General features: G+C 68.0%; 21 protein-coding genes. 10 read left to right on the top strand and 11 right to left on the bottom strand.

Annotated features, from left to right (window positions below):
* Positions 1–54 precede the first annotated feature (54 nt).
* Positions 55–2,283 carry an amino acid permease gene (locus tag LI337_RS12020; RefSeq protein ID WP_227230084.1) on the top strand — a complete coding sequence of 743 codons (2,229 nt, stop codon included), beginning with the start codon at positions 55–57 and terminating at the stop codon, positions 2,281–2,283.
* Between the two features lie 77 nt (positions 2,284–2,360).
* Here LI337_RS12020 and LI337_RS12015 read toward each other — a convergent pair whose 3' ends face one another.
* The 3 genes from LI337_RS12015 to LI337_RS12005 form a co-directional block, all read right to left on the bottom strand.
* Positions 2,361–2,726, bottom strand: coding sequence for a DUF7968 family protein (locus tag LI337_RS12015; protein WP_227230083.1), 366 nt, complete (start codon positions 2,724–2,726; stop codon positions 2,361–2,363).
* Positions 2,727–2,809: 83 nt separating this feature from the next.
* Entirely contained in the window at positions 2,810–3,370 is a 561-nt protein-coding gene (locus tag LI337_RS12010) for a DUF420 domain-containing protein (protein WP_227230082.1), read from the bottom strand.
* A 247-nt stretch (positions 3,371–3,617) separates the two neighbouring features.
* A complete protein-coding gene (locus LI337_RS12005; protein WP_227230081.1) occupies positions 3,618–4,676 on the bottom strand; it encodes a saccharopine dehydrogenase family protein in 1,059 nt (352 codons plus the stop codon).
* Positions 4,677–5,224: 548 nt separating this feature from the next.
* Between LI337_RS12005 and LI337_RS12000 the strand changes: the two genes are divergently transcribed.
* Positions 5,225–5,767 (top strand): DedA family protein, encoded by a 543-nt coding sequence (locus LI337_RS12000; protein WP_227230080.1) that lies wholly within the window; start codon positions 5,225–5,227, stop codon positions 5,765–5,767.
* A 23-nt stretch (positions 5,768–5,790) separates the two neighbouring features.
* Here LI337_RS12000 and LI337_RS11995 read toward each other — a convergent pair whose 3' ends face one another.
* Positions 5,791–7,440: a DUF7282 domain-containing protein gene (locus LI337_RS11995; RefSeq protein ID WP_227230079.1), complete on the bottom strand. Its 1,650-nt coding sequence runs from the start codon at positions 7,438–7,440 to the stop codon at positions 5,791–5,793.
* 360 nt (positions 7,441–7,800) lie between these two features.
* On the opposite strand from LI337_RS11995, the gene LI337_RS11990 reads away from it, so the two are divergent.
* Positions 7,801–9,498, top strand: a complete 1,698-nt coding sequence (locus tag LI337_RS11990; RefSeq protein ID WP_227230078.1) for a sulfatase — start codon at positions 7,801–7,803, stop codon at positions 9,496–9,498.
* Positions 9,499–9,522: 24 nt separating this feature from the next.
* On the opposite strand, the gene LI337_RS11985 is transcribed toward LI337_RS11990, so the two are convergent.
* Positions 9,523–10,446, bottom strand: coding sequence for a ketopantoate reductase family protein (locus LI337_RS11985; RefSeq protein ID WP_227230077.1), 924 nt, complete (start codon positions 10,444–10,446; stop codon positions 9,523–9,525).
* A 146-nt stretch (positions 10,447–10,592) separates the two neighbouring features.
* Here LI337_RS11985 and LI337_RS11980 point away from each other — a divergent pair, with 146 nt between their 5' ends.
* A complete protein-coding gene (locus tag LI337_RS11980) occupies positions 10,593–11,078 on the top strand; it encodes a hypothetical protein (protein WP_227230076.1) in 486 nt (161 codons plus the stop codon).
* Here the strand turns inward: LI337_RS11980 and LI337_RS11975 are convergent.
* Together LI337_RS11975 and LI337_RS11970 are read right to left on the bottom strand one after the other, a co-directional pair.
* The gene (locus LI337_RS11975; protein WP_227230075.1) at positions 11,060–11,374 is read right to left on the bottom strand and encodes a DUF7130 family rubredoxin-like protein; all 315 of its coding nucleotides are present in this window, start codon (positions 11,372–11,374) and stop codon (positions 11,060–11,062) included. The genes LI337_RS11980 and LI337_RS11975 overlap by 19 nt on opposite strands.
* A 925-nt stretch (positions 11,375–12,299) precedes the next feature.
* On the bottom strand, positions 12,300–13,400 hold the full coding sequence (locus tag LI337_RS11970; protein ID WP_227230074.1) for a mechanosensitive ion channel family protein: 1,101 nt from the start codon (positions 13,398–13,400) through the stop codon (positions 12,300–12,302).
* A 96-nt stretch (positions 13,401–13,496) separates the two neighbouring features.
* On the opposite strand from LI337_RS11970, the gene pheA reads away from it, so the two are divergent.
* The 5 genes from pheA (at position 13,497) to LI337_RS11945 (ending at position 16,157) form a co-directional block, all read left to right on the top strand.
* Entirely contained in the window at positions 13,497–14,303 is an 807-nt protein-coding gene (gene pheA / locus LI337_RS11965) for a prephenate dehydratase (protein ID WP_227230073.1), read from the top strand.
* Entirely contained in the window at positions 14,303–14,839 is a 537-nt protein-coding gene (locus tag LI337_RS11960; RefSeq protein ID WP_227230072.1) for an SDR family oxidoreductase, read from the top strand. Before pheA ends, LI337_RS11960 begins: the two co-directional genes overlap by 1 nt.
* A 68-nt stretch (positions 14,840–14,907) precedes the next feature.
* Entirely contained in the window at positions 14,908–15,276 is a 369-nt protein-coding gene (locus tag LI337_RS11955; protein ID WP_227230071.1) for a Rossmann-fold NAD(P)-binding domain-containing protein, read from the top strand.
* A gap of 116 nt (positions 15,277–15,392) precedes the next feature.
* Positions 15,393–15,833 (top strand): Hsp20/alpha crystallin family protein, encoded by a 441-nt coding sequence (locus tag LI337_RS11950; protein WP_227230070.1) that lies wholly within the window; start codon positions 15,393–15,395, stop codon positions 15,831–15,833.
* Positions 15,834–15,938: 105 nt separating this feature from the next.
* Positions 15,939–16,157, top strand: coding sequence for a DUF7535 family protein (locus LI337_RS11945; protein ID WP_227230069.1), 219 nt, complete (start codon positions 15,939–15,941; stop codon positions 16,155–16,157).
* Positions 16,158–16,182: 25 nt separating this feature from the next.
* On the opposite strand, the gene LI337_RS11940 is transcribed toward LI337_RS11945, so the two are convergent.
* The 3 genes from LI337_RS11940 to LI337_RS11930 form a co-directional block, all read right to left on the bottom strand.
* Positions 16,183–17,175, bottom strand: coding sequence for an ornithine cyclodeaminase family protein (locus tag LI337_RS11940; RefSeq protein ID WP_227230068.1), 993 nt, complete (start codon positions 17,173–17,175; stop codon positions 16,183–16,185).
* A gap of 209 nt (positions 17,176–17,384) precedes the next feature.
* Positions 17,385–19,013 carry a thermosome subunit beta gene (gene thsB / locus LI337_RS11935; RefSeq protein WP_303645271.1) on the bottom strand — a complete coding sequence of 543 codons (1,629 nt, stop codon included), beginning with the start codon at positions 19,011–19,013 and terminating at the stop codon, positions 17,385–17,387.
* Between the two features lie 322 nt (positions 19,014–19,335).
* On the bottom strand, positions 19,336–19,830 hold the full coding sequence (locus tag LI337_RS11930; protein ID WP_303645258.1) for a hypothetical protein: 495 nt from the start codon (positions 19,828–19,830) through the stop codon (positions 19,336–19,338).
* A gap of 85 nt (positions 19,831–19,915) precedes the next feature.
* Between LI337_RS11930 and LI337_RS11925 the strand changes: the two genes are divergently transcribed.
* Positions 19,916–20,596, top strand: coding sequence for a TIGR00266 family protein (locus LI337_RS11925; protein ID WP_227230066.1), 681 nt, complete (start codon positions 19,916–19,918; stop codon positions 20,594–20,596).
* A gap of 1 nt (position 20,597) precedes the next feature.
* On the opposite strand, the gene LI337_RS11920 is transcribed toward LI337_RS11925, so the two are convergent.
* Positions 20,598–22,148, bottom strand: a complete 1,551-nt coding sequence (locus LI337_RS11920) for a phytoene desaturase family protein (protein WP_227230065.1) — start codon at positions 22,146–22,148, stop codon at positions 20,598–20,600.
* Positions 22,149–22,220 lie beyond the last annotated feature (72 nt).

Raw genomic sequence — 22,220 nt, 5'->3', positions numbered from 1 at the left:
CGCGACCGGTGACGACGCCGACGATGCGACCGGCGACGCCGCCGGGGGTGCCGAATGAGCGACGAGGAACTCGCCAAAGACCTCGGCCCACTCGCGGCACTGACAATCGGCGTCGGGACGATGATCGGTGCGGGTATCTTCGTCCTGCCCGGGACCGCGATCAACCAGGCCGGTTCGTACGCGATTGTCTCGTTCGTCGTCGGCGGGGCCATCGCCCTGCTGACCGCACTGTCCGCCTCCGAGCTCGGCACCGCGATGCCGCGCTCCGGCGGCGCGTACTTCTACGTCAACCGGGCGCTCGGGCCACTGTTCGGCTCCATCGCCGGGTGGGCGAACTGGATGGGCCTCGCCTTCGCCTCCGCGTTCTACATGGTCGGCTTCGGCGAGTACATCGTCGCCATCGTCGGCGAGTCGATCGGGGTTCCGCTCGTCGGCGTCTCGATTCCCGTCTCCGCCGTCGGGGTCGCCGTCTTCGGCGGCGCGTTCTTCACGCTGATCAACTACGTCGGCGCGAAGGAGACCGGCAAACTCCAGAACGTGATCGTCGTCATCCTCGTCGCCATCCTGGCGGTGTTCACGTTCATCGGCGCGCTCAGAGCCGACGTCGGCAACCTGCCGGAGGTCACCGGCTTCGGGCCGATGATCACGACGACGGGCCTGATCTTCGTCTCGTACCTCGGCTTCGTACAGATCACGTCGGTCGCCGAGGAGATCAAAGACCCCGACCGGAACCTCCCACGGGCGGTCATCGGCAGTGTCCTCATCGTCACGACCATCTACGCGCTCGTGCTGTTCGTGATGAGCGCGGCGGTCGAACAGGGGTTCATCGCCCAGCAGGAGGCCGCCGGCAACATCGCTGTCGTCGAGGTCGCCCGCCTCGTCCTCGGACCGGCCGGCGCGGTCGCCATGCTGTTCGGCGGCCTGCTGGCGACCGCCTCCAGCGCGAACGCCTCGATCCTCGCCTCCTCGCGGATCAACTTCGCCATGGGTCGTGACGCGATCGTCACGCCGGAACTGAACGAGATCCACGACCAGTTCGGGACGCCCTACCGCGCCATCGCCATCACGGGCGGGCTGATTCTCGTCTTCATCCTCGTGGCACCGATCGAGACGCTGGCGACGATGGGCAGTGTCCTCCACCTGATCATCTACGGCCTCTTGAACATCGCGCTGATCGTGATGCGCGAGGCGGACGTCAAAGGGTACGAGCCGTCCTTCACGGTGCCGCTGTACCCGTTCACGCCGATCGTGGGCTCGATCCTGTCTCTGGCGCTGATCGCGTTCATCCAGCCGCGGATCACCATCCTGTTCAGCTTCGCGTTCGTCGTCTTCGCGATCGTCTGGTACCTGTTCTACGCGCGGAGTCGGACGACACAGGAGGGGGCGCTGAGCGAGTACATCCTCGACCGGTCCGAGGACCTGCCGGAACCGGCGGTCTCGGCGGCCGCGTCGGTCAAACCGGACGGCGGCGACTACCGCGTCATGGTGCCGCTGGCGAACCCGGCCCACGAGAAGGACCTGATCACGCTCGCCTCGGCCATCGCCAAACAGCGCGGCGGGACGCTCGTGGCGACCCACATCGTCCAGGTGCCGGACCAGACGGCACTGGAGTCCGCCAGATCGCAGGACCGCACCGAGACCGAGGAACTCCTCCAGCAGGCACGCGAGGACGCCGAGACGTTCGGCGTCCCGGTCGAGACGCACACGATCCTCTCACACCGGTCGTTCGAGGAGATCTTCGACGCGGCCCGAACCTACAGCGCGGACACGGTCGTCATGGGCTGGGGACCGGACTCCCACGGCTCACCCGGTCGGGCCGAGTCCGCCGTGGACGAGATCGCCCACTCGCTCCCGTGTGACATCATCGTCATGCGCGACCGGGGCTTCGACGCCTCGCGCATCCTCGTCCCGACCGCCGGGGGCCCGAGTTCGGACCTCTCTGCGGAGGTCGCCGCGATGCTGCAAGCCGAGTACGGTGCCGAGGTGACACTGCTGCACGTCGACGACGACCGCGAGGCGGGCGAGCAGTTCCTCAGAGACTGGGCGGCCGAACACGACCTCGGTGACGCCCGGCAGGTCGTCGAGTCGGGTGACGTGGAGACGGCTATCGAACGCCACGCCGCAGACGCGACGATGCTCCTCATCGGGGCGACCGAGCAGGGACTGCTCTCGCGGCTGGTCCGTGGCTCGCTCGTCTTGGACGTGGTCGCAGAAGTGGACTGTTCGGTCCTGCTGACCGAGAAAGCTCGTGATCGCGGGCTCCTCGAGCGTCTGCTCGGCTGAGTCCGCCCCGACGCTCACCGCTGTTCTGGTCGACGCGCCCGACGACGACTCGGTCGCCGGGCCTGTTCTGTGCCGAATCACTCGGTCGCCGGGCCGGCTCTGCTCTGGACTTCCCAGCCGCCGCCGACGTGACAGGCGTCCCGCGTCGTGTACTCGATCAGCGTCTCCTCGCCCACCCGGTCGCCCCCCTCGACCGCCTCGATCCGGAGTTGGACGTGGTGTGCGCTCCCGCAACAGCCCACGTCGACGAACTCCTCCCACTCGTCGCCGACCGCCGGCCGGTCGAGCTTTCGGCGGAGATACGCCCGGAAGATGCGCCCGTCGAGTTGGTCGCGGCTCCAGTCGCTCAGGTCGGCGGGGTACGAGATGGTGACACTCGCGGCGAGGCTCCCGTCGCTGGTGTCGGTCTCGCTGGTCTCCGTGCCCGGCGTGTCGCTGTGCATACTCCACGGTACGCGACCGACAGCCAAAGGCGTTCGGCGGGAGTGCGGGGACGAACCACTCGAGTCGCAGACCCGTCCGAGGCTCAGTAGACGACGTACAACAGGAGGTAGACCACGATGCCGAGCGTGAAGGAGACGAGCCACAGGGTCGCCGCGATGCGGCCCACGCGCTTGTGTTTCGTCCCGAAGACCTCCGAGAGCGGGCGCGTCAGCGCCAGCAGGGCGACGTAGTACAACAGCGGGATGCAGACGACGGCGAGCAGGATGTGGATCGCCAGCACCGGGAGGTAGACGGTCGTGTAGACGCCCTCGGGACCGGGGAACGCGGTCGTGCCCACGAGCGTCAGTCGGTAGAGGTAGAGCACGAGAAACGTGGCGAACAGCACCAGCGAGGCGGTCATCGCGTAGCGGTGCCGCGTGAACTGCTTCCGGCGGGCGAAGGTGACGCCCGCGAGGATGGTGCCGATGGCGGTCGCGCTGATCGCGGCGTTGGCGTGCGGGATGGCAGACAGCAGGCTGTCGGGCGCTCGCGGGAGCACCGACTGCGGGATGACGCCACCGACCGCACCGAACACCAGTGCGAGCGACACGATACTCAGGAGCCCCGTGAGCGCGGGGACTCGGTCTCTGGCCCGGAGTTCCATGTGAACTGGTGAGGACGGTGAGAGGAAAACGAGTTCGGTCTGGGTCGTGAGGTGTCGGGCGAATCCATCGCGGACGTTCGCTCGACTCCGCGTGAGTCGAAGTCCGGACTCGTTGTCGCGGTGGCGGATGCGGTCGTGGCAGCGGTGCGACACGGCCAGTAGCGGTGCTGTCGCGGTCACGAATCCACCCACAGCAACAGTCGAAACGTCCGACGCCAGCAGCCATCGCGAGACGGTCACCCCGCCCTTATCCGAAATCGACTCGCGTCCCGTCCTGCCGTTCCACACCCGGCAGATCGGTCACGAAGTCGGCACCGAAGGCGAGCCCCGGCGTGGTGTAGCCGGTCGGTGCCTCACCAGCGAGCGTCCGGTCGGCAGCGGACAGCGCCCCCGTCACCGTCAACTCGTAGGTGTGGGGCGTCCGGAGCCGCGAGACCGCCCGCTCGCCTGCGCCGGTCCGCGCCTCTCCCCAGACGTACACTGCACCCGAGGCACGTTCCTGTTCGCTCGGGCCATCGACCCGCGCGTCGATCAGTCGCTCGAGGCCCTCGACGACCGGGTCGGCCGACAGCACCGGCCCGAGGTACTTCGCGGCCGAGAGGAACTTTCGCGCGGTCCAGGGGAGCGCGCCGTACACCTCCACGGTCGGAATTCCGGTGGTCCGGTAGGCCGTGGACACGTCACCCCACGGGAGGGTTACCGCCGTCTCGCGGTAGCCCCGCCCGAAGTCGATCTTCTGTGTCTTCCAGTCGGGTGGCACCTGCACGAGGCGGCCGTCCCGGCGGACGACCCCGCCGGAGCCCAACTGCGAGACGGCGGTCTTCAGCGTCCCGCCGGAGAAGCTTCCCGTGGCGGAGAAGCCGAGCGACAACTCCCGCGCCTCGGGGAGTCGATCCGCGAGGTGGCGCGCGAGACAGTCGGTCGGCACCACGTCGAAGCCGACCCCCGGCAGGAGCGTCACGTCCGCCGACTCCGCCTCGGCGTGTCGGTCCGCCAGCGACTCGAAGACCCCCAACTCGCCCGTGATGTCGAGGTAGTCGGTCCCGGTCCGGAGGCAGGCGTCGACCATCGGGTCGGCAGTGCGGGCGAAGGGACCGGCGCAGTTCAGGACCGCGTCCACGTCGCCGAGATGCTCGACGGCCGACTCGACGCCGAACTGTCGGCTGGGGCAGTCGAGGTCGTCCGCGAGGTCGCGGAGTGGCTCCGCGGAGCGTCCGGCGAGGATCGGCCGGTCGCCACGCGAGACGGCTCTGCGGGCGATCAACTCGCCGGTGTAGCCGTACGCGCCGTAGACGAGCAGTGTCATGTCGCCGGCTTCGAGCGTCTCGGGTGTAAGTCCGCCGTTCTTATCGGAGACCTGCTTGCGCGAACTGTGTGGCCCCGTGACTCGGTTGGGATCTCTGTGTGCGCCAGCAGTACGACCCCGAATCGTGTCTGTGACTGCGACCGGCACTCCGACCGCGACAGCATCGGCACCGCAGACCGCTACTCGATCTCGCACACCTCTCAGCAGAACCGCGACAGCACCGGCACCGCCACAGTTCGGTACCGCACCTCGGGCCTCCCCAGCCTCGAACACGGCGAGAGGCACGCTCTCGCTAGCCCTCGTCACCGGCGCGAAGCGCCGGTTGCTGGCGAGACCGAAGGTACCGCTCTGTCGTCGGCGCGCCGCGCCGACTGCCAGCGAGACCCTCGGTCTCGCCCTGTTCGCAAGCTCGCGAGGACGACTCCTCGCGCGCGCCGGACTCTGTTCGAGAGCTCACGCGACTCACCTCGTCCGACCACACGCCGACACCCGAGACACGTCGTCGCAGGACACAACTGATATACCGCCCGTCACAGAATCCCCGAGCGATGACTGCGGTCTCCGCACTCGCCGCCGGACCACTCCAACTCGGCTCGGTCCCGCCGTACGTCCAGCGCTGGCTCGACTCCGAGTACGCCCTGCTGGTCCTGCTCGGCGTCTTCGTCCTCGAGGGCGCGATGCTGATGTACTTCATGCCCAGCGAACTGGTCGTCCCGAGCGCCATCCTCCTCCTGGCGGACAGTCCGGCCGATATCGTCGCCATCCTCGGGGTCGCCGTGATCGGCGCGACCGTCGGACAGTTCGCGCTGTTCAAACTCGCTCAGCGCGGCGGCCGGGAGTACCTGCTGGAGAAGCGGTGGTTCCGCGTCTCCGACGAGCAACTGTCGAAGTTCGACGGCTGGTTCGACCGCTGGGGGCCGGTGGTCGTCCCGGTCAGCAACAGTCTGCTGTTCACTCGTGGTATGTTGACGGTCCCCGCCGGTCTGGCGGAGATGGACGACCGCAAGTTCGTCCTGCTGTCCGCGCTCGGGACCCTGTCGTTCGAGACGATTCTGACGGGGCTGTACGTCGTCCTCGACACGACGCTATAATCGCGAAGGTAGGCAGCGGGCGTCTACGCTTCGTTCTCGTCGGGGAGGTCGACCGTCAGCGTGTAGGTATCGGGGGTGAGCGTTCTCGTGGTCGACGCGACGAGCGTCTGGTTGTCCTCCCGTGAGAAGCCGACACGGGGTTTGTCGTAGACCGCCAGCGTCAGCGTCTGTGGAGCACACCCCTCGGTGACGGTGACGCGGACCGAAGCCGTGTCGTTCGTCTCGTCGTACTCTATCAGGCCGGCACCGACACACTGTCTGAGCGTCGCGTTCGGCCAGGCGTTCCCCTGACTCTCGAAGAACTCTCGCGGCTCGACGACCTCGCCGTGTGCCCACCGGAGCAGCCGGTTCTCCCCGCTGTCGGCGTAGAAGTCGTTGTCGGCGTGCGGGCCGAGTCGGTCGTAGGGGAGGCCACCGATCAGGTCCACCTGATAGTAACCGGGGTAGGTGACCAGCGCGTCGTCGGTCAGGCTGTCGCCCTCGTAGGTGTACGGGGCGTCGGCCGCGCCGCCGGAGGCGACGAAGTCGAACGTGCGGTCGCCGTCGGTGTCGCGGTGGAGCACGGCGGTCAGGGTCTGGCTCCCGATCGAGAGTCGCTCGCGCTCGAACGACGCGCCGGGGACGTCGAACAGGTCGACGACGACGCTCTCGTGGGTGCCGGCGTCGAGATACTCGCTGACGCCGATCACACTCCCGGTCGTGTCGGTCCCGAGACCGGCGTCACGGACGGTGACGAAGCCGCCTTCGTCGAGTTCTACGCTCTCGAGGACGACCTGCGTCCCACCCGCCTGCGTCTCGCCGTCGGCGAACGTGACGGTCGAGTTCGGCCCGGTCCGCTGGACGACCGTGACGTTCACGAAGTCGGTGCCGGTGTTGTTCTGGCCGTCGGTCACGCGCAGTCGGAACGTGAGCGTGACCGGAGTGGACACCTCGGGGGCGGTGAAGAACACCGGTGACCGCTCCGCGTCCTCGCTGGCGGTGAGTTCGACCGGCGGACCGGCTGTCTGGGTCCACTCGACCTCGAAGCCCGACACCGGGACATCGTCGAGCACGTACGGGTCGAGTTCGAGGCGGTCACCGGATTCGACGGTCACGTCGTCGGCGTAGATCTGCTCGCCCGGTTCGATACGAACGAGAGGGACGTCGCCGACGACGACGTCCTGTTCGTCGGTGACTGGGGTACCGCTCACCGTGTACGGCTGGTCGGTCCCGGCGAACAGATCGGTCGTGGTCTGCGGAACATCCGGCAGCCGGTCTCCGTCGGTGTCACGGAATGCGACCGCGGTGAGCGTCTGTGACTCGACGAGGATGTCTCGTGGAGGAGCGACCGAACCTCCCCCGGCCAGCACCCTCTCGTTGTACGACCCGGGTTCGATGTAGTCGATGGTCTCCACGCCGGAGTCGGAGCCGCCGGTGACGAACAGGAGTTCGCCGTCACCGTCGTACACTGCGATGAAACCACCGTCCGGCAGGGTGTAGCTCTCGGCGGTGACGCACGTCAGCGAGAACGGTTCGTTACAGTTGTTCTGTTGGTCACCGAGTGCTACCGAAGCGGTCGGTGCGTCGTTCGCGGCCGTGGGCGTCGCGTCTAGCGGGACGCCAGCCGCGACGCCCGCGAGGACGAGGCCGCAACAGGCAAGGAGTGCGAGCAGTGGAGTCGTATCGCGTGTCATGTGTGGGAATCGAGTCGGGACGTAGAGACGCCGGCCACCCGGCGACGGTGATCTGATCGACGTGTCGTGTCACACGTCTGGCCGAATAGTTATCAGACACCTACGGTCGAGAGGACGGATCCAGTCGTCGCGGCCGAGACGGTGTCCGTGTCGCGAGCGGTCGCCGACAGGTCAGTCGTTAACGCGGTCTTACACGTCCACTGCGCGGGAGCCGACGACACCGCACCGACGGCTGATCCGCGTACGGACAGACGGTGGCGACGACCGGTGCGTCGGGGCGGTCCACCTCGAGGCGTCGCCGGCGTCGTGGGTCCGGCGAAACCCGGAACTTTATCCTGCCGACCGACCGACCGGAGAGGTATGAGCGCAGACGCCCCGGACAACGTCCTCTTCGTCGTGATGGACACGGTCCGGAAGGACCACCTCACGCCCTACGGCTACGAGAAGCCGACGACGCCGGGACTCGCCGACTTCGCCGAGGAAGCGACCGTCTTCGAGCAGGCGGTCGCCCCGGCCCCGTGGACCCTGCCGGTCCACGCTTCGCTGTTCACTGGACTCTACCCCCACCAGCACGGTGCGGATCAGGAGAACCCGTACCTCGACGGGACGACGACCCTCGCCCAGACCCTCTCGGCCGAGGGGTACGACACCGCCTGCTACTCCTCGAACGCCTGGATCACGCCGTACACCCGGCTGACCGACGGCTTCGACGATCAGGACAACTTCTTCGAGGTGATGCCGGGCGACTTCCTCTCGGGACCACTCGCCAAGGCGTGGCAGACGCTGAACGACAACGAGACCCTGCGTGCGGTGGCGGACAAACTCGTCTCGCTGGGCAACACTGCCCACGAACTGCTGGCAGGCGGCGAGGGAGCCGACTCGAAGACCCCCGCCGTGGTCGACCGGACACAGGAGTTCATCACGGAGTCGGAGGCGAGCGACAGCGAGGGCTTCTTCGCGTTCGTCAACCTGATGGACGCGCACCTGCCCTACCACCCACCCGAGGAGTACGCCGAGGAGTTCGCGCCGGGCGTCGACTCCGCGGACATCTGCCAGAACTCGAAGGAGTACAACTCCGGGGCCCGCGACATCGATGACGAGGAGTGGGACGCCATCCGAGGGCTGTACGACGCAGAGATCGCCCACATCGACGCCGAACTGACGCGCCTGTTCGACTGGCTGAAGGCCGAGGACCTGTGGGACGACACGGCGGTCGTCGTCTGTGCGGACCACGGCGAACTCCACGGCGAACACGACCTCTACGGCCACGAGTTCTGTCTGTACGACCCGCTGATCAACGTCCCCCTGCTGATCAAACACCCCGCGCTCGACGCCGAGCGACGCGAGGATCAGGTCGAACTGCTGGACACCTACCACACCGTCCTCGACTCGCTGGGCGTCGCGGGCGGCGATCCGGCCGAGGACGGCGAGACAGCCGTGGGACTGGACACCACTCGCTCCCTGCTGTCGGCCGACTACCGGGACTTCGCCTCGCCGGAGTCGGCGGACCCGGCGACAGCCGAGGCCGACACGGACACGGACACCCCCGTCGCGAGCGACGGCGGGACGGTCGAGGACGCCACCGCCGCACGCGAGGGGGCGATCGAGACCGCGATGCGGTCCGGCCTCACTGGAACGCGGGACCGCGACCCCGGCAAGATCGGAACCGGCGAGTACGCGTTCGTCGAGTACTCGCGGCCGGTGGTCGAACTCAAGCAGTTGGAGGAGAAGGCGAGCGACGCGGGGATCACCCTGCCAGAGGACTCCCGGTTCTACTCCCGGATGCGCGCCGCCCGGCGGACCGACGCGAAGTACGTCCGGATCGACCGCATCCCCGACGAGGCGTACCGCATCGACCAGGACCCCGACGAGACGGAGAACCTCGCGGACGCGGACGACGCGGCCATCGCCGAGGTCGAACGTGCCCTCGCCGCGTTCGAGGACGCGGCCGGCGGCGCGTGGGTCGGGGCCGACGACGGAGAGGTCACGGACGACTCCCTGTCGGAGATGGACGACGAGGCGCAGGAACGCCTGCGCGATCTGGGCTACATGGAGTAGCCGGCAGTCGCTCTCGCCGCTCGACTACTCCTCGCGAACGCCCCGCCCGACCTCCCACGCCCTGAGCAGGTCGGCCAGCGTCCGCACGGTCGGCACCGACACCGCGACGTGATTCTCTCGGCTCGCGCGCTCGGCACGAGCGACGACCTCACCGAAGATCGCTTCGACTTCGGTCCGCCTGCCCGCGTCTACGTCCTGCAACGTCGAGGACCGGTTGTCGGCGGTCGCGTCGATCACCCGTTCGACCGCCCCACTCGTGCGGCGGTTCGACAGCGCGACACCCTCGCTCCGAGCGACGCGGGCGGTCTCGCGGGTCGCCCGGCGTGCGATCTCGTGGGCCGGTCCCTCGGCGAGCGCGCCGTTCTCGACGCGGGCCAGCGCGGTGACCGCGTTGATGCCGGCGTTGACCGCGAGTTTCTCCCAGCGTCTGCGCGGCATGTCGGTGGCGACGAGGGTCTCCACGCCGCCCGCGCGGAACGTCCAGCCGGCGCGCTCGGCGGCCGGGTCGGTCCCGCCGGACAGTGCGCCGAGGACGACGCGCCCGACGCCGGTGCAGGCGACGTGGCCCGGTGCCAGCAGGTCCGCGCCGTAGGTCGCGGTCCCGGCGAGGACGGTCGCGTCCGGCAGTCGGTCTGCGAGCGTCTCCTCGGTCAGGCCGTTCTGGAGCGAGAGAACGGTGTCGATAGTGCCGGTCGCCAGCGCCTCGGCCGCGGTCGCGGTGTCGAACGACTTGACGGTGACGAGCGCGAGGTCCGCCTCGTGCCCCTCGCCGTCGGTCGTCGCCTCGGGGTGGGTGGTCGCCTCGACCGCGCCGGAGACGCGGAGTCCCGAGTCGCGGATCGCGGCGACGTGTGGCTCCCGGCCGACGAGTGTCACGTCGTGACTCCGGGCGAGGAGTCCGCCGACGAGACTGCCGAGACTGCCCGCGCCGAAGACGAGTACCTCCATCGGCGACGCTTCGCCCGGCCGGGGTAAATCCGGTTCGGTCGCGGTCGGAGGAGCGTCGCTCCGGGCGTTGTCGGGAGAGCGGGTGTCGGTGTCCTCGTGGCTCGGAGCGCGCCACACTTACGGTGTCGTCGTCCCTGTGTAATGTCGTGACGGGGGACACGCTCACGGTACGGTTCGCGGCGACCAGCGAGGGGCACGGCGACTCCGTGCCGGGCGACGCGCGCCCGACGGCGGCGGCGCTCGGACAGTTCTGCCGACAACTGGACATCGCCTACCGACTGCTGTGGAACGCGGCGGCGCCACCGGCAGACGCCGACCCGACCGCCTTCGCGTCGGCGGTGGCGACCGGCGGGGTGTCGGTGACACCGCGCGAGGACATCGCGGTTCCGCTCCGGGTCCGGCGTGTCACGTCGGACTTCGGACTCTCGCTGACGCTCGTGGGCGAGTCGGCACCGACGCGCGGTGTGGTCCGGCTCTGTGGCTGGACCCCGGCGGACCAACCGGCCGCCGAGGGCGTGACGCTCGACTCGTTGGCGGAGGCGCAGACGTCACTGGCCGGTGGCATCGGCGAACTCAAGACGGGACTCGGGTCGGGGGAGTCGTCGGATTCGGGTCAGTCTTCCGCCCAGTAGTACAGTTCCTCCTTCGGTGCGCCACAGTCGGGACAGGCGCTCGGGAGGTCTGCACCCTCGATCCGACCCATCTCGCCGCACTCCCAGCAGCGCCACATCGCGTACTCCTTCCCGAAGATGTCGCGAGTGTGTTCGACCTCGTCGGTCCGGTACTGCGCTTCGGCCCGGACGTAGAAGCCGGCCTCGTCGAACCCCCGGATGGAGCCGAGTTCGTTCCCCTCCGCGTCGTAGACGGTCTGACCGTGTTCGATGCCCTCGAAGTCGTCCTCGGTCGCTGTCGATGCGTCTGTGGACATGCGCAGAGATACGTCACGAACGATCATAAAACTCTGTCCGGGATGCTTCGGTCAGGTGTCGTGAGTGCGGGCGAATCGAAGCCTGCGGCCGTACCCACATCTGCCACTACCACCGCAGACCAGCACCGCTACTCGATCCGGTAGAGCCGGGTTATTCGACTGCGACAGCAACGGCCTCCGCACCCGCCACCGCTGCGAGTAGTAGCGCGAGGAACCGCCGCCACACCGCAGACAGCAACAACACCGCTACTCGTGCTAGCGCGAGGAACCGCAACCGCCACGGCACCGCACCTCAGTCCTCCCCAGCCTCGACGGGGGTTCTCCGCACCGCCCACCCCCGCCTCCCTCGCGCGCGTTCCTCGCGCACGCCGGGGTTTTGGTCGAATCGCACGCGACTTTTCCCTTATAAGCGACTTCGAGCGTTTTTATACCCCTGACAAACGGCAGGCTCGTCACCCGCTATCGCCGACTCTGGAATCCGGATCGGACGCGATCTGCTGGCGACCGGAACCGAGGCGTGTTCGAGCGACAGCGAGAACCGACTCGCATGTTCGGTTCGCCAGCAGTCGGGGAGGTTCGGGGACGACTGCGACTGCCGGGTTCCAGATGGACAGACACCACGCTGGGTGACGACCAGTGGCGACGCGATGGGTTACAGACTCGGGTGGGACTGAAAGGGGCCGGCGTCTCGACCCCGGGGGCTTTCACCCCTCGTCATCCACGACCGATTCGGCCGGGATGTCTGCGGCGTACTCGACCGATTCGATTCGACTCACCCTCCGAGTCGAGACCACCAACTACACGTCCGCCGACACCCTACGACGACCGAATGCACGAGCCGGACACCGAGCGGGAGACCGTCCGCCAGAAGATCGTCCGCAACGCGAGCGAGAAACCACTGCTCGCGGTCTACGTCCTCCTGATGCTACTCCTCGCGGGCGGCTTCCTCGTCGCCGGGGTCGTCGTCTTCGGCGACGACGTCCTCCGACTCCTCGCTCGCCTCGTCGACGCGCTCCTCGGGTGACGACCCCGCATCGGGTACGCCCTCTCCACCGTCCACGTCGCCCGTTCCCTCCACACCGTCGACCGCCTCGGCGACGGTCTCCGCGAGATGCTCCCGTTCGACGGTCAGCGTCCCCGAGAGGTCGTGTTTCGAGGGCGGCATCACCGAGATACCGGCCGACTCCAGCCGGCGTTTCGCGGCTCGGGCGAACGTCGACCTGATGCGCAGGAGGTTCGCCTCCTTGGGGTTCGCCACCCAGTACTGCACCTCCAGTGCGACGTGTGACCCGGCGAACTCGGTGAGTCGGACCGCCGGACTCGGGATCGAGAGGATGTCCGGTTGGTCGTGAGCCGCCTCGACCAGGATCCGCGTCGCCTCGTCCGGGTCGTCGTCGTAGCCGATCCCGATGGGGAGCGTCTCGCGGTACGTCGTCCCGTTGTAGGGGGTCGTGATCGCCGAGGTGGCGAGTTCGGTGTTCGGCACCGTCACGATCTCGTTGTTGATCGTCCGGACCCGCGTGACCCGGAAGCCGATGTCCTTCACCGTCCCCGACTTGTCCTGCCACCGGATGAAGTCGCCCACCGAGAAGTTCCGGTCCAGCACGAGAAACACCCCGGACACGAGGTTGCCGACCGCGTCCTGTCCCGCGACCCCGAGCGTGAACGTCACGGCCGCGAGCACCAGCGCCGACCCGCCGGCCAGCACCTCGAAGCCCGCGAGTGCGACCCCGACGAAGGCCCCGACCGCGAGGTAGCCCACCCGCGTTGACCGGCGGAAGACGAGTTCGGCGGTCGGATCGACCTCGCGGCGCTCCAGCAGGCGGTCCACCGCCGGATCGAGCAGGAAGTAGCCGACCGCGACCACCGCGAAGAACGCGACCGCGAAGACACCCGCCGGTTCGAGAAACTGCGCGTACTCTCCGAGTGGCCCGCTCGGATCGGTGAGTTGTCCGGGGACGACGCGCGACTGCGGGGTGATCGTCGGAGCGCGAAGCCACACCGGGACGGGCGACGAGGACCACATCGGTCGCGTGCAGGCGGGGGGAGGTGAAAGCCTTTGGCCCGCGCCGCGACCGTCGGCCCCGACGCGCTTTTACGCCACGCCGGAGAACCCCCGGCGATGAAAGCCGTCACGCTCGGTCCCGCCGGGACCTACTCCCACCGGGCCGCCCGCGCCGTCGCCGACAGCGTCGAGTTCCGCGAAGCCGTCACCGCCATCGTGCAGGCGGTCGCCGACGGCGAGTACGACCGTGGCGTCGTCCCCATCGAGAACAGCATCGAGGGGAGCGTCACCGAGAGTCTCGACGCGGTCGCCGAGTACGAGGTCTCGGTCCTGAAGGAGATAGTCACGCCGATCCGGCACGCACTGCTCGCCCAGTCGGGCCACTTCGAGGTCGTCGCCAGCCACTCGCAGGCACTCGCGCAGTGCCGGAGCTACCTCGAAGCCGAGTACCCCGACGCGCGACTGGAGGCGGTCGCCAGCACCGCCCGTGGCGTCGAACGCGCCCGCGAGGACCCGACCGTCGCCGGCATCGGCCACCCGGACAACGCCGACGGCGACCTGCAGGTGCTCGCCGAGGACATCCAGGATCGCTCCTCGAACGCGACGCGATTCCTCGTCGTCGGGCCCGCCAGCGAGGCGTCGGACGCCGGGGGGAAGACCTCGCTCGTCGTCTACCCGAACGCGAACTACCCCGGTCTCCTGCTGGAACTGCTCGAAGCGTTCGCCGACCGCGACATCAACCTCTCCCGCATCGAGTCCCGGCCCAGCGGGAACCGCCTCGGCGACTACCTGTTCCACATCGACTTCGAGGCGGGTCTGTACGAGCAGCGCGCACAGGACGCGGTCGCGGAGGTCGAGGAGATCGCCAGCAAGGGCTGGGTCCGCCGACTCGGCTCCTACGACACGATGCACGTCCTCTACTGATGGACGACGAGGACCCAACGACCACCGACACGGAGTCTCACGTCTCTGCGGACGACGACAGCCCGACGGTCCTCGTCACCGCGGGCACCGGCACGGTCGGTCGCCACGTCGTCGCCGCACTCGCGGACGAACCGGTCGACCTGCGCGTCGCCAGCAGGGACCCGGATCGCGCCCGCGAGACGCTCGCAGGGGACGAGCACGTCGAGATAGACGAGTCGGCACTGGACGGGACGGCACCGGACGCGGTCGAGTTCGTCGCCTTCGATCTCGGCAGACCGGAGACGTACTACCCGACGCTCTCGGGCGTAGATCGACTGCTTCTCGTCCGCCCGCCGGCCGTGAGCAGGGTCGAACGCGACCTGTTCCCGTTCGTCGACGCCGCCGCCCGGATGGGCGTCGCACACGTCGTCTTCCTCTCGGTGCTCGGGGCCGAGAAGAACCCCCTGCTCCCGCACCGTCGCGTCGAATCGCATCTCACCGATCTGCCGGTCGACACGACGTTCCTCCGGGCGCCTTCTTCTGTCAGAACCTGCTGACGACCCACCGCGCGGAGGTCCGACGCGGCGAGATCGCCGTCCCGGCGGGCGACGGCGAGACGAGTTTCGTGGACGCCCGCGACGTGGCGGCGGTCGCCGGGCGGGTGCTCGCGGCCCCGGCGACCCACCGGGACCGCGCGTACGACGTGACCGGGCCTGCGACGCTGACCTACGCCGAGGTCGCCGAGTCGCTCTCGGCCGAACTCGGGTTTCAGGTCCGGTACACGAACCCCACACTGCCCCGGTTCGTCTGGCGTCGCCTCCGGGCGGGCGACGGTCTCGGGTTCGCGCTCGTCACGGCCGGCATCTACACCACCGCCAGACTCGGGTTGGCCGGGCGCGTCTCCGGCGACGCAGAGCGCGTCCTCGGGCGGCCGCCCCGCAGCGTCGAGACGTTCGCCGCGGACTACGCCGGCGCGTTCCGTGACGACCAGTGAGTCGCGCGATCGGACGAAAATCCGCCTCTTTCGAGCCACGAACCCGTGATCTGAGATAGCACAGCTCCGAGAATCTTTAAGATTTGAAACTGCGTACAGAGGGGCGGAGATTCACAATGATGCGACGTTCTACCCCCTTCGAGGAACTCGACGCGATGATGGAGCGCATGAGCCGCCAGTTCGACGAGATGGGCCGACGGTTCGACGAGAGCGGCATGATCCGCACCCACGAGGTCGCGGTCGACGTGACCGACGAGGACGAGCAGATCCGCGTCGTCGCCGACCTGCCGGGCTTCGAGAAGGAGGACATCGACCTCGCGGTCGCCAACGGCGTCCTCACCATCCGCGGCAACCGCGAGATGGAGTCCGAGGAGGGCGACGGCGAGTACCTGCGCCGCGAGCGCCGGAGCCAGTCGATGAAGCGGTCGATCAGCCTCCCCGAGGAGATCGACGAGGCGGGTGCCCGTGCCAGCTACAGCAACGGCGTGCTGACCGTCACCCTGCCGAAGCTCTCGCCCGACTACACGGACGAGTCCCGCCGTATCGACATCGACTGAACGGCCAGCCGTCTCGGCTTCGGCCGAGTCTGCACGACCCCGACTTTTCACGCGACACTGCTACTCCTGCCAACGTTTATTCGCTCAGCGAGCGTACCACTGCACATGAGTTCGACAGACGAATCACCCAGCACCCTGAAGCGAGTCTACCGCACGGTCACGCCCGGTGTCCGCGAACAGGAGAACGCCGAGATGGACGTGATCGGCTGGACCATCTTCTTGGGCGTGGTCTTCCTGCTCTTGCCACTGCTCCCCTTCATCCTCATCGTCTGGGCAGTCACGAAACTGCTCGACGCGATCGCCGGGAAGCCCGACGAGTCGTAGAGGCGGGACCGAACTCTGCGCCGACTCAGGCGTCGAGTCCCATCAGATCGAATGGGTAGCCGTTGTCGTTCTCGTCGGCGTGTTCGTAGACGACGTGAGCCGCCGCCACGTCCTGGATCGCCAGGCCGGTCGAGTCGAAGACGGTCACGCCGTCTCTCGGCGCTCGGCCCTGTTTCTCGCCGACGACGATCTGCCCGATCTCGCCGTAGATGTCGTCGTCGTCCAGGACGCCCTCGCTCCACGGGACGTTGATCTCGCCGGAGTGGGTCGTCTGCTCGTAGTCGTCGATGACGAGTTTCGCGTCCAGCAGGATCTCGTCGGCGAGTTCGTGTTTCCCCTTGGCGTCGGCCCCCATCGCGTTGACGTGGGTGTGCTCGCCGAGCCACTCCCGCTGGACGATTGGCGACTCGACCGGCGTCACCGTCGAGAGCACGTCGCAGGCGGCGGCGTCCTCGGGCGTGCCGGCACGCACGTCGAACTCGCCCTCGAAGGTGTCGACGAACCGGGCGACCTTCTCCTCGTCCAGATCGGAGATGACGACCTCCTCGATGGGGCGGATGGTGGAGATGGCTCGCAGTTGCGTGTAGGATTGGACACCTGCGCCGATGATCCCGAGCGACGAGGCGTCCTCGACTGCGAGGTGGTCGGTGGCGACCGCCGCCGCCGCGCCGGTTCGCTGCATGGTGAGTTCTGTGCCGTCCAGCACCGCCAGCGGGAACGCGTTCCGGGGGTCGGAGTAGATCATCGTCCCCATCACGGTCGGGAGGTCGTACTCCTCGCGGTTGTCGGGGTGGACGTTGACCCACTTGATGCCGGCGGCGTCCCAGTCGCCCGCGTCGAGATAGGCGGGCATCGACCGGAAGTCGCCGTTGTACTGCGGGAGGTCGATGTACGACTTCGGGGGCATCTGCGCGTCGCCGCGTTCGTAGGCGGCGAAGGCGTCCTCGATTGCCGCGATCAACTCGGGCATCTGCGTGTTCCGGTGAACGTCCTCGCTGTTGAGGAGGAGTGTCTGCATGCTCGCAGATTTTGCCGGCCGGTACGTCAGTGTTCTGAATCGGGCGGGCGTGCCCGTCTCGTATCCGCCCCGGTGACGCGGCAGCGCACCGTCGCTGGTCGGTCGGCGTCGAAAGAAATCGGGTTCGTGGTCGTCCGGTGCGAGGCGTTTCGATGGAACGGCAGTCGGCCGGTGCGGTCGACGGGAGAGTGAGAGGCTCGTGGCCTATCTCACATCGCGCCGCCCATGCCGCCCATGCCGCCCATGCCGCCGGCGGGTGCGCCGCCTTCGTCGCCGTCGCCCTCGGTCGACAGGTCGCCCGCGGCGATGATGTCGTCGATTTTGAGGACGAGGTTCGCGGCCTCGGTCGCGCTCGACAGGGCCTGCTCTTTCGCGTGAGCCGGTTCGACGACGCCGGCCTCGAAGGTGTCCTCGACCTCGCCGGTGAAGACGTTCAGGCCGGCGCGGGCGTGGCCGTCCTCGTGGGCCGCACGCAGGTCGACCAGCGTGTCGATGGAGTCCAGCCCGGCGTTCTCGGCGAGGACGCGCGGGACGAGTTCCAGCGAGTCGGCGAAGGCCTCGACGGCCAACTGCTCGCGGCCGGAGACGGAGTCGGCGTAGTCGCGCAGCCGCGAGGCGAGTTCGACCTCGATGGCACCGCCGCCCGCGAGGACGCGGCCGTCGGAGACCGTCTGTGCGACGACGTCGAGCGCGTCGGTGATGCCGCGTTCGAGTTCGTCGACCACGTGGTCCGTGGAGCCGCGCAGGAGCAGCGTCACGCCGTGGGCGTCCTCGCCTTCGACGTAGAACAGGTCGTCGGCGTCGTCACGGGAGACCGTGCCGAAGCCGAGGTCGTCCGCAGAGATGCTGTCGAGGTCGGAGACGACCGTGCCGCCGACGACGTTCTGCAGGAACTTGATGTCGGACTTCTTCGTCCGGCGGACCGCGAGGATGCCCTCCTTGGCGAGGTAGTGCTGGGCGAGGTCGTCGATGCCCTTCTGGCAGAAGACGACGTCGGCACCGGAGTCGACGATCTTCTGGACCTTCGCCTTGAGCTGTTCTTCCTCCTGGTCGAGGAACTGCTGGAGCTGGTCCGGGCTGTCGATGGAGACGTTCGTGTCGGCGTTCGTCTCCTCGACCTCGATCGCCTCGTTCAGCAGGAGGATGTTCGCGTCCTCGGCCGACTTCGGCATGTCGTCGTGGACCGGGTCCTTGTCGACGACCGCACCGTTCAGCAGTTCCGAGTCGCCCGCCGTGCGACCGGTCTGGGTCTCGATGTTGACGTTCTCCAGATCGACGACGTGCGAGCCGTCGTCGGCCTCGACCGTGACGCCCTGCACTGCGCCGACGACGAGGTCCGAGAGCACGTCCTTGTTGAGTTCCGCGCCCTTGCCGGTCATCGAGGTCTCGGCGACCTTCTTCAGGATGGCTTCGTCGTCCGGGTCGACGCGCTCTGCGATCTCGTCGACCTGGTCGCGGGCGTACTCCGAGGCCATGTTGTACCCCTTGATGACGGCCGTCGGGTGGATGTCCTGCTCGATGAGGTCCTCGGCGTTCTTCAGGAGTTCCCCGGCGATGGCGACGGCGGTCGTCGTGCCGTCACCGGCCTCGTCCTCCTGTGTCTCGGCGACCTCGATGATCATCTCGGCCGTCGGGTTGTCGATGTCCATCTCTTTCAGGATGGTGACGCCGTCGTTCGTGATGGTGACGTCGCCCATCGAGTCGACGAGCATCTTGTCCATCCCTTTCGGTCCGAGTGTGGAACGTACCGCCTCGGCGACCGCCTTCGCGGCGGAGATGTTGAACTCCTGTGCGTCTCGATCTTTGACGCGCTGGGAGTCTTCACCGAGGATGATCATCGGCTGTCCCTGCATACGCTGACCTCGCTGACTCATGGTTCACCCGCTGATTGTTTGTGCTTCTATATAAATCCGTTGCTGGCATCGAACGACGCCGACGCTGTCGTCACGTACATCGTCCACGAAAACTGTCCGACGTAGCCCCGATCTGTCCGAATCTATGCGTCTCGTTACCACGTCTCTCGGGTCGGTGCGTGAGGCGATCACACGGTGGTTTATATACTCCGTCGCGGTCGCCGCCCGGCGCGCCGACCTGTCGTGCTGGACTCCCAGCGATCGGCCGACGTGCCGGACTCACTCTGCGTCTCGCGGCGTACCGGACTCACTCCTCGTCGCGTGCCCGGTCGCGCCACGTGGTCTCCTGTGACCGTTCCGCGACGTGGCGCTGGCCGTCCGCGAGACGGTCGTGGGCGTCCTGGCCGAACTTCGTCACGTCCGCGAGGAACGCGGTCTGGAACGCCTCGACGATGTCGTAGCTCCACCGGTCGTCGTCCGTCACCCCGCGCGGGAGGAGGTCGTCCCGCAGGCGGTCGGCGAGTCGTTCGTGACCCGACTCCCGGAGTTTCGGTTCCGCGCTGTCGAGGTGGTCCATCCCGTGACCGACCGCGTGGTGAAAGGCCAGCAGGTGGCCGTGAGCGCGCTGGGTCCACTCGGTGGCGAGTTCGACCTCGTGGAGGGCTTCGGTCTCCATCGCCGTGAGGTCGAGTCGCTCGGGGTCGTCGTCCCCGGCGGTCGGTGCCGACTCGTCGTGTCCCACGTCGTCCTCGCTGTCCACGTCGTGTCGCTCGGTCGGCTCGTCTGTCGGTGTCGATGCCATGCTTTCCGGTAACACTTACCACGACAAGTGTGTTGCGTCCACTTGGCGAAGCTACATATCGCCGCGGCGCGTCTTCTGGGCGATCATGCACCACGACATCGACTATCGACCGTCCTTTGCACTCCTGACCCTCTCGCTCGACGCGGGCGAGTCGGTCCGGGCGGAGGCGGGCGCGATGGTCTCCTACAGCGACGGCGTGACCGTCGAGACGAGCGCGAACGGCGGGATTCTCGGCTCCCTGAAACGCAGTGTGATGGGCGGCGAGAGCTTCTTCCAGAACACCTTCTCGACCGAGACCGGCGGCGAGGTCACCCTCGCGCCGCCGCTGGCGGGCGACGTCGTCGAACACGAACTGCACGGCGAGAGCCTGCTTATCCAGTCCGGGTCGTACATGGCCTCTCACCCGGACATCGAACTCGACACGAAGTTCGGCGGCGGCCGGAGTTTCTTCGGCGGCGAGGGACTGTTCCTGTTGAAAGCCACCGGCACGGGACCGGTGTACCTCTCCAGTTACGGCGCGATCCACGAGGTCGAACTGAGCGAGGGCGAACGCTACACGGTCGACACCGGCCACATCGTCGCCTTCGAGGAGACGGCCAGTTTCGACGTGGAGCGCGTCGGCGGCCTGAAGTCGACGCTGTTCTCCGGTGAGGGACTGGTCTGCACCTTCACCGGGCCGGGGAAGGTCTGGCTCCAGACCCGGAGTCAGGACGCCCTGCTCGCGTGGCTCATCCCGAAACTCCCCTCGACGAACAGCGGGAACTGAGTCAGTTCAACAACCCGCCGAACACGCCCTGCTCCGTCGCGTCCTCGACCACGGCTTCGGCCGCGTGCTCACCGGACACGAGCGTCATCGGCATCCCGATACCGGGCGTCGTGAACGACCCGGCGTAGTACAGTCCGTCCAGCGAGTCGTCGCGGTGGCCCGGTCGGAGCGGCCCGGTCTGCGTCAGGGTGTGGGCGAGTCCGAGCGCGGTGCCCTTCGGCGCGCCGAACAGCTCCGTGTACTCGCTGACGCAGGCCGACTCCGCGACGACGATGCGGTCGCGTAGGTCGACGCCGACGTTCTCGGCGAGGTCGGCCAGAATCTTCTCGCGGTACTCCGTCCTGACCTTCTCGCCGTCGGGCAGGCCCGGCGCGATGGGGACGAGGATCACGACCGCGTGGTGGCCCTCGGGCGCGACCGTGTCGTCCGTCTGCGAGGTGACGCTGAGGTAGTAGGAGGGGTCCTCCGGCCAGCGCGGCTCCTCGAAGATGGCGTCGAAGTGCGCCTCCCAGTCGGTCGGCAGGACCAGGCTGTGGTGTTCCAGCGGCCCCACGTCGCCCTCGACGCCGAGGTACAGCATGAACGCCGAGGGGGCGTAGGTCTGCTCGTCCCAGTAGCCGGGGTCGTGACTCCGGTGGTCCGGCGGGAGCAGGTCACGCTCGACGTGGGCCGGGTTCGCGTTCGAGACGACGCGGTCGGCGACCCGGTAGTCGTCGGGCGTGATGACGCCGACGCCCTCCGGGTCGACCTCGATGCCCTCGACCGGCGTCCCCGTCTCGAAGGTGACGCCCAGTTCGCGGGCCATCTCGGCGATGCCCTCGACGACCGCGTGGATGCCACCCTCGGGGTAGTAGACGCCGAGGTCGAAGTCGACGTGCGCCATCAGGTTGTAGAGTGCGGGCGTGTTGTACGGCGACCCGCCGAGGAAGACCAGCGTGTACTGGAGCAGTTGCTGGAGTTTCGGGTGGTCGACGTACTTTTCGACGTGGTCCTGCATCGACCCGAAGAAGGTCAGTCCCCGCGCGGACTTCACGACCTCGGGGTCGAGGAAGTCCCGCAGGCGCTGGCGGTCCTCGTAGACGAACCGCTCCATCCCGACCTCGTAGGTGTGGCGCGCCTCGGCGAGGTAGTCGTCGAAGGCCCCGCCCGCGCCCGTCTCGTAGGACTCGAAGGTCGACCGGACGTGGTCGAGGTCGTCCGACAGCGCGACGCTGTCGCCGTCCTTCCAGAACACCCGGTAGTGCGGGTCGAGGTGGACGAGGTCGTAGTAGTCGGCCGGGTCGCGGTCGAAGTGGCCGAAGAACCGCTCGAAGGTGTCCGGCATCAGGTACCACGACGGGCCCGTGTCGAAGGTGAACCCGTCGCGTTCGATGGTGCCGGCGACCCCGCCGAGGTGGTCGTGCTGTTCGACGACGGTCACGTCCGCGCCGGCGTCCGCGAGGTAGCAGGCAGTCGAGAGGCCGCCGAAGCCGCTCCCGACGACCGTGATCTGCTCGCCCGCGAGCGGGCGTGACTCGTCCGTGGTGGTCGTGTCTCCTGTGTCGGTGAACATCGTGGTGTGTGCGTGGAGGGTACTCCGCAGTCGATCCGTGGGGAGTGGTGGTCGACAGTCGTTCCGGCGGCG

It is taken from the genome of Salinirubrum litoreum (assembly GCF_020567425.1).
In the GTDB taxonomy this organism is placed as follows: Archaea; Halobacteriota; Halobacteria; order Halobacteriales; family Haloferacaceae; genus Salinirubrum; species Salinirubrum litoreum.
This window is presented reverse-complemented; position numbering and strand designations above follow the sequence as displayed.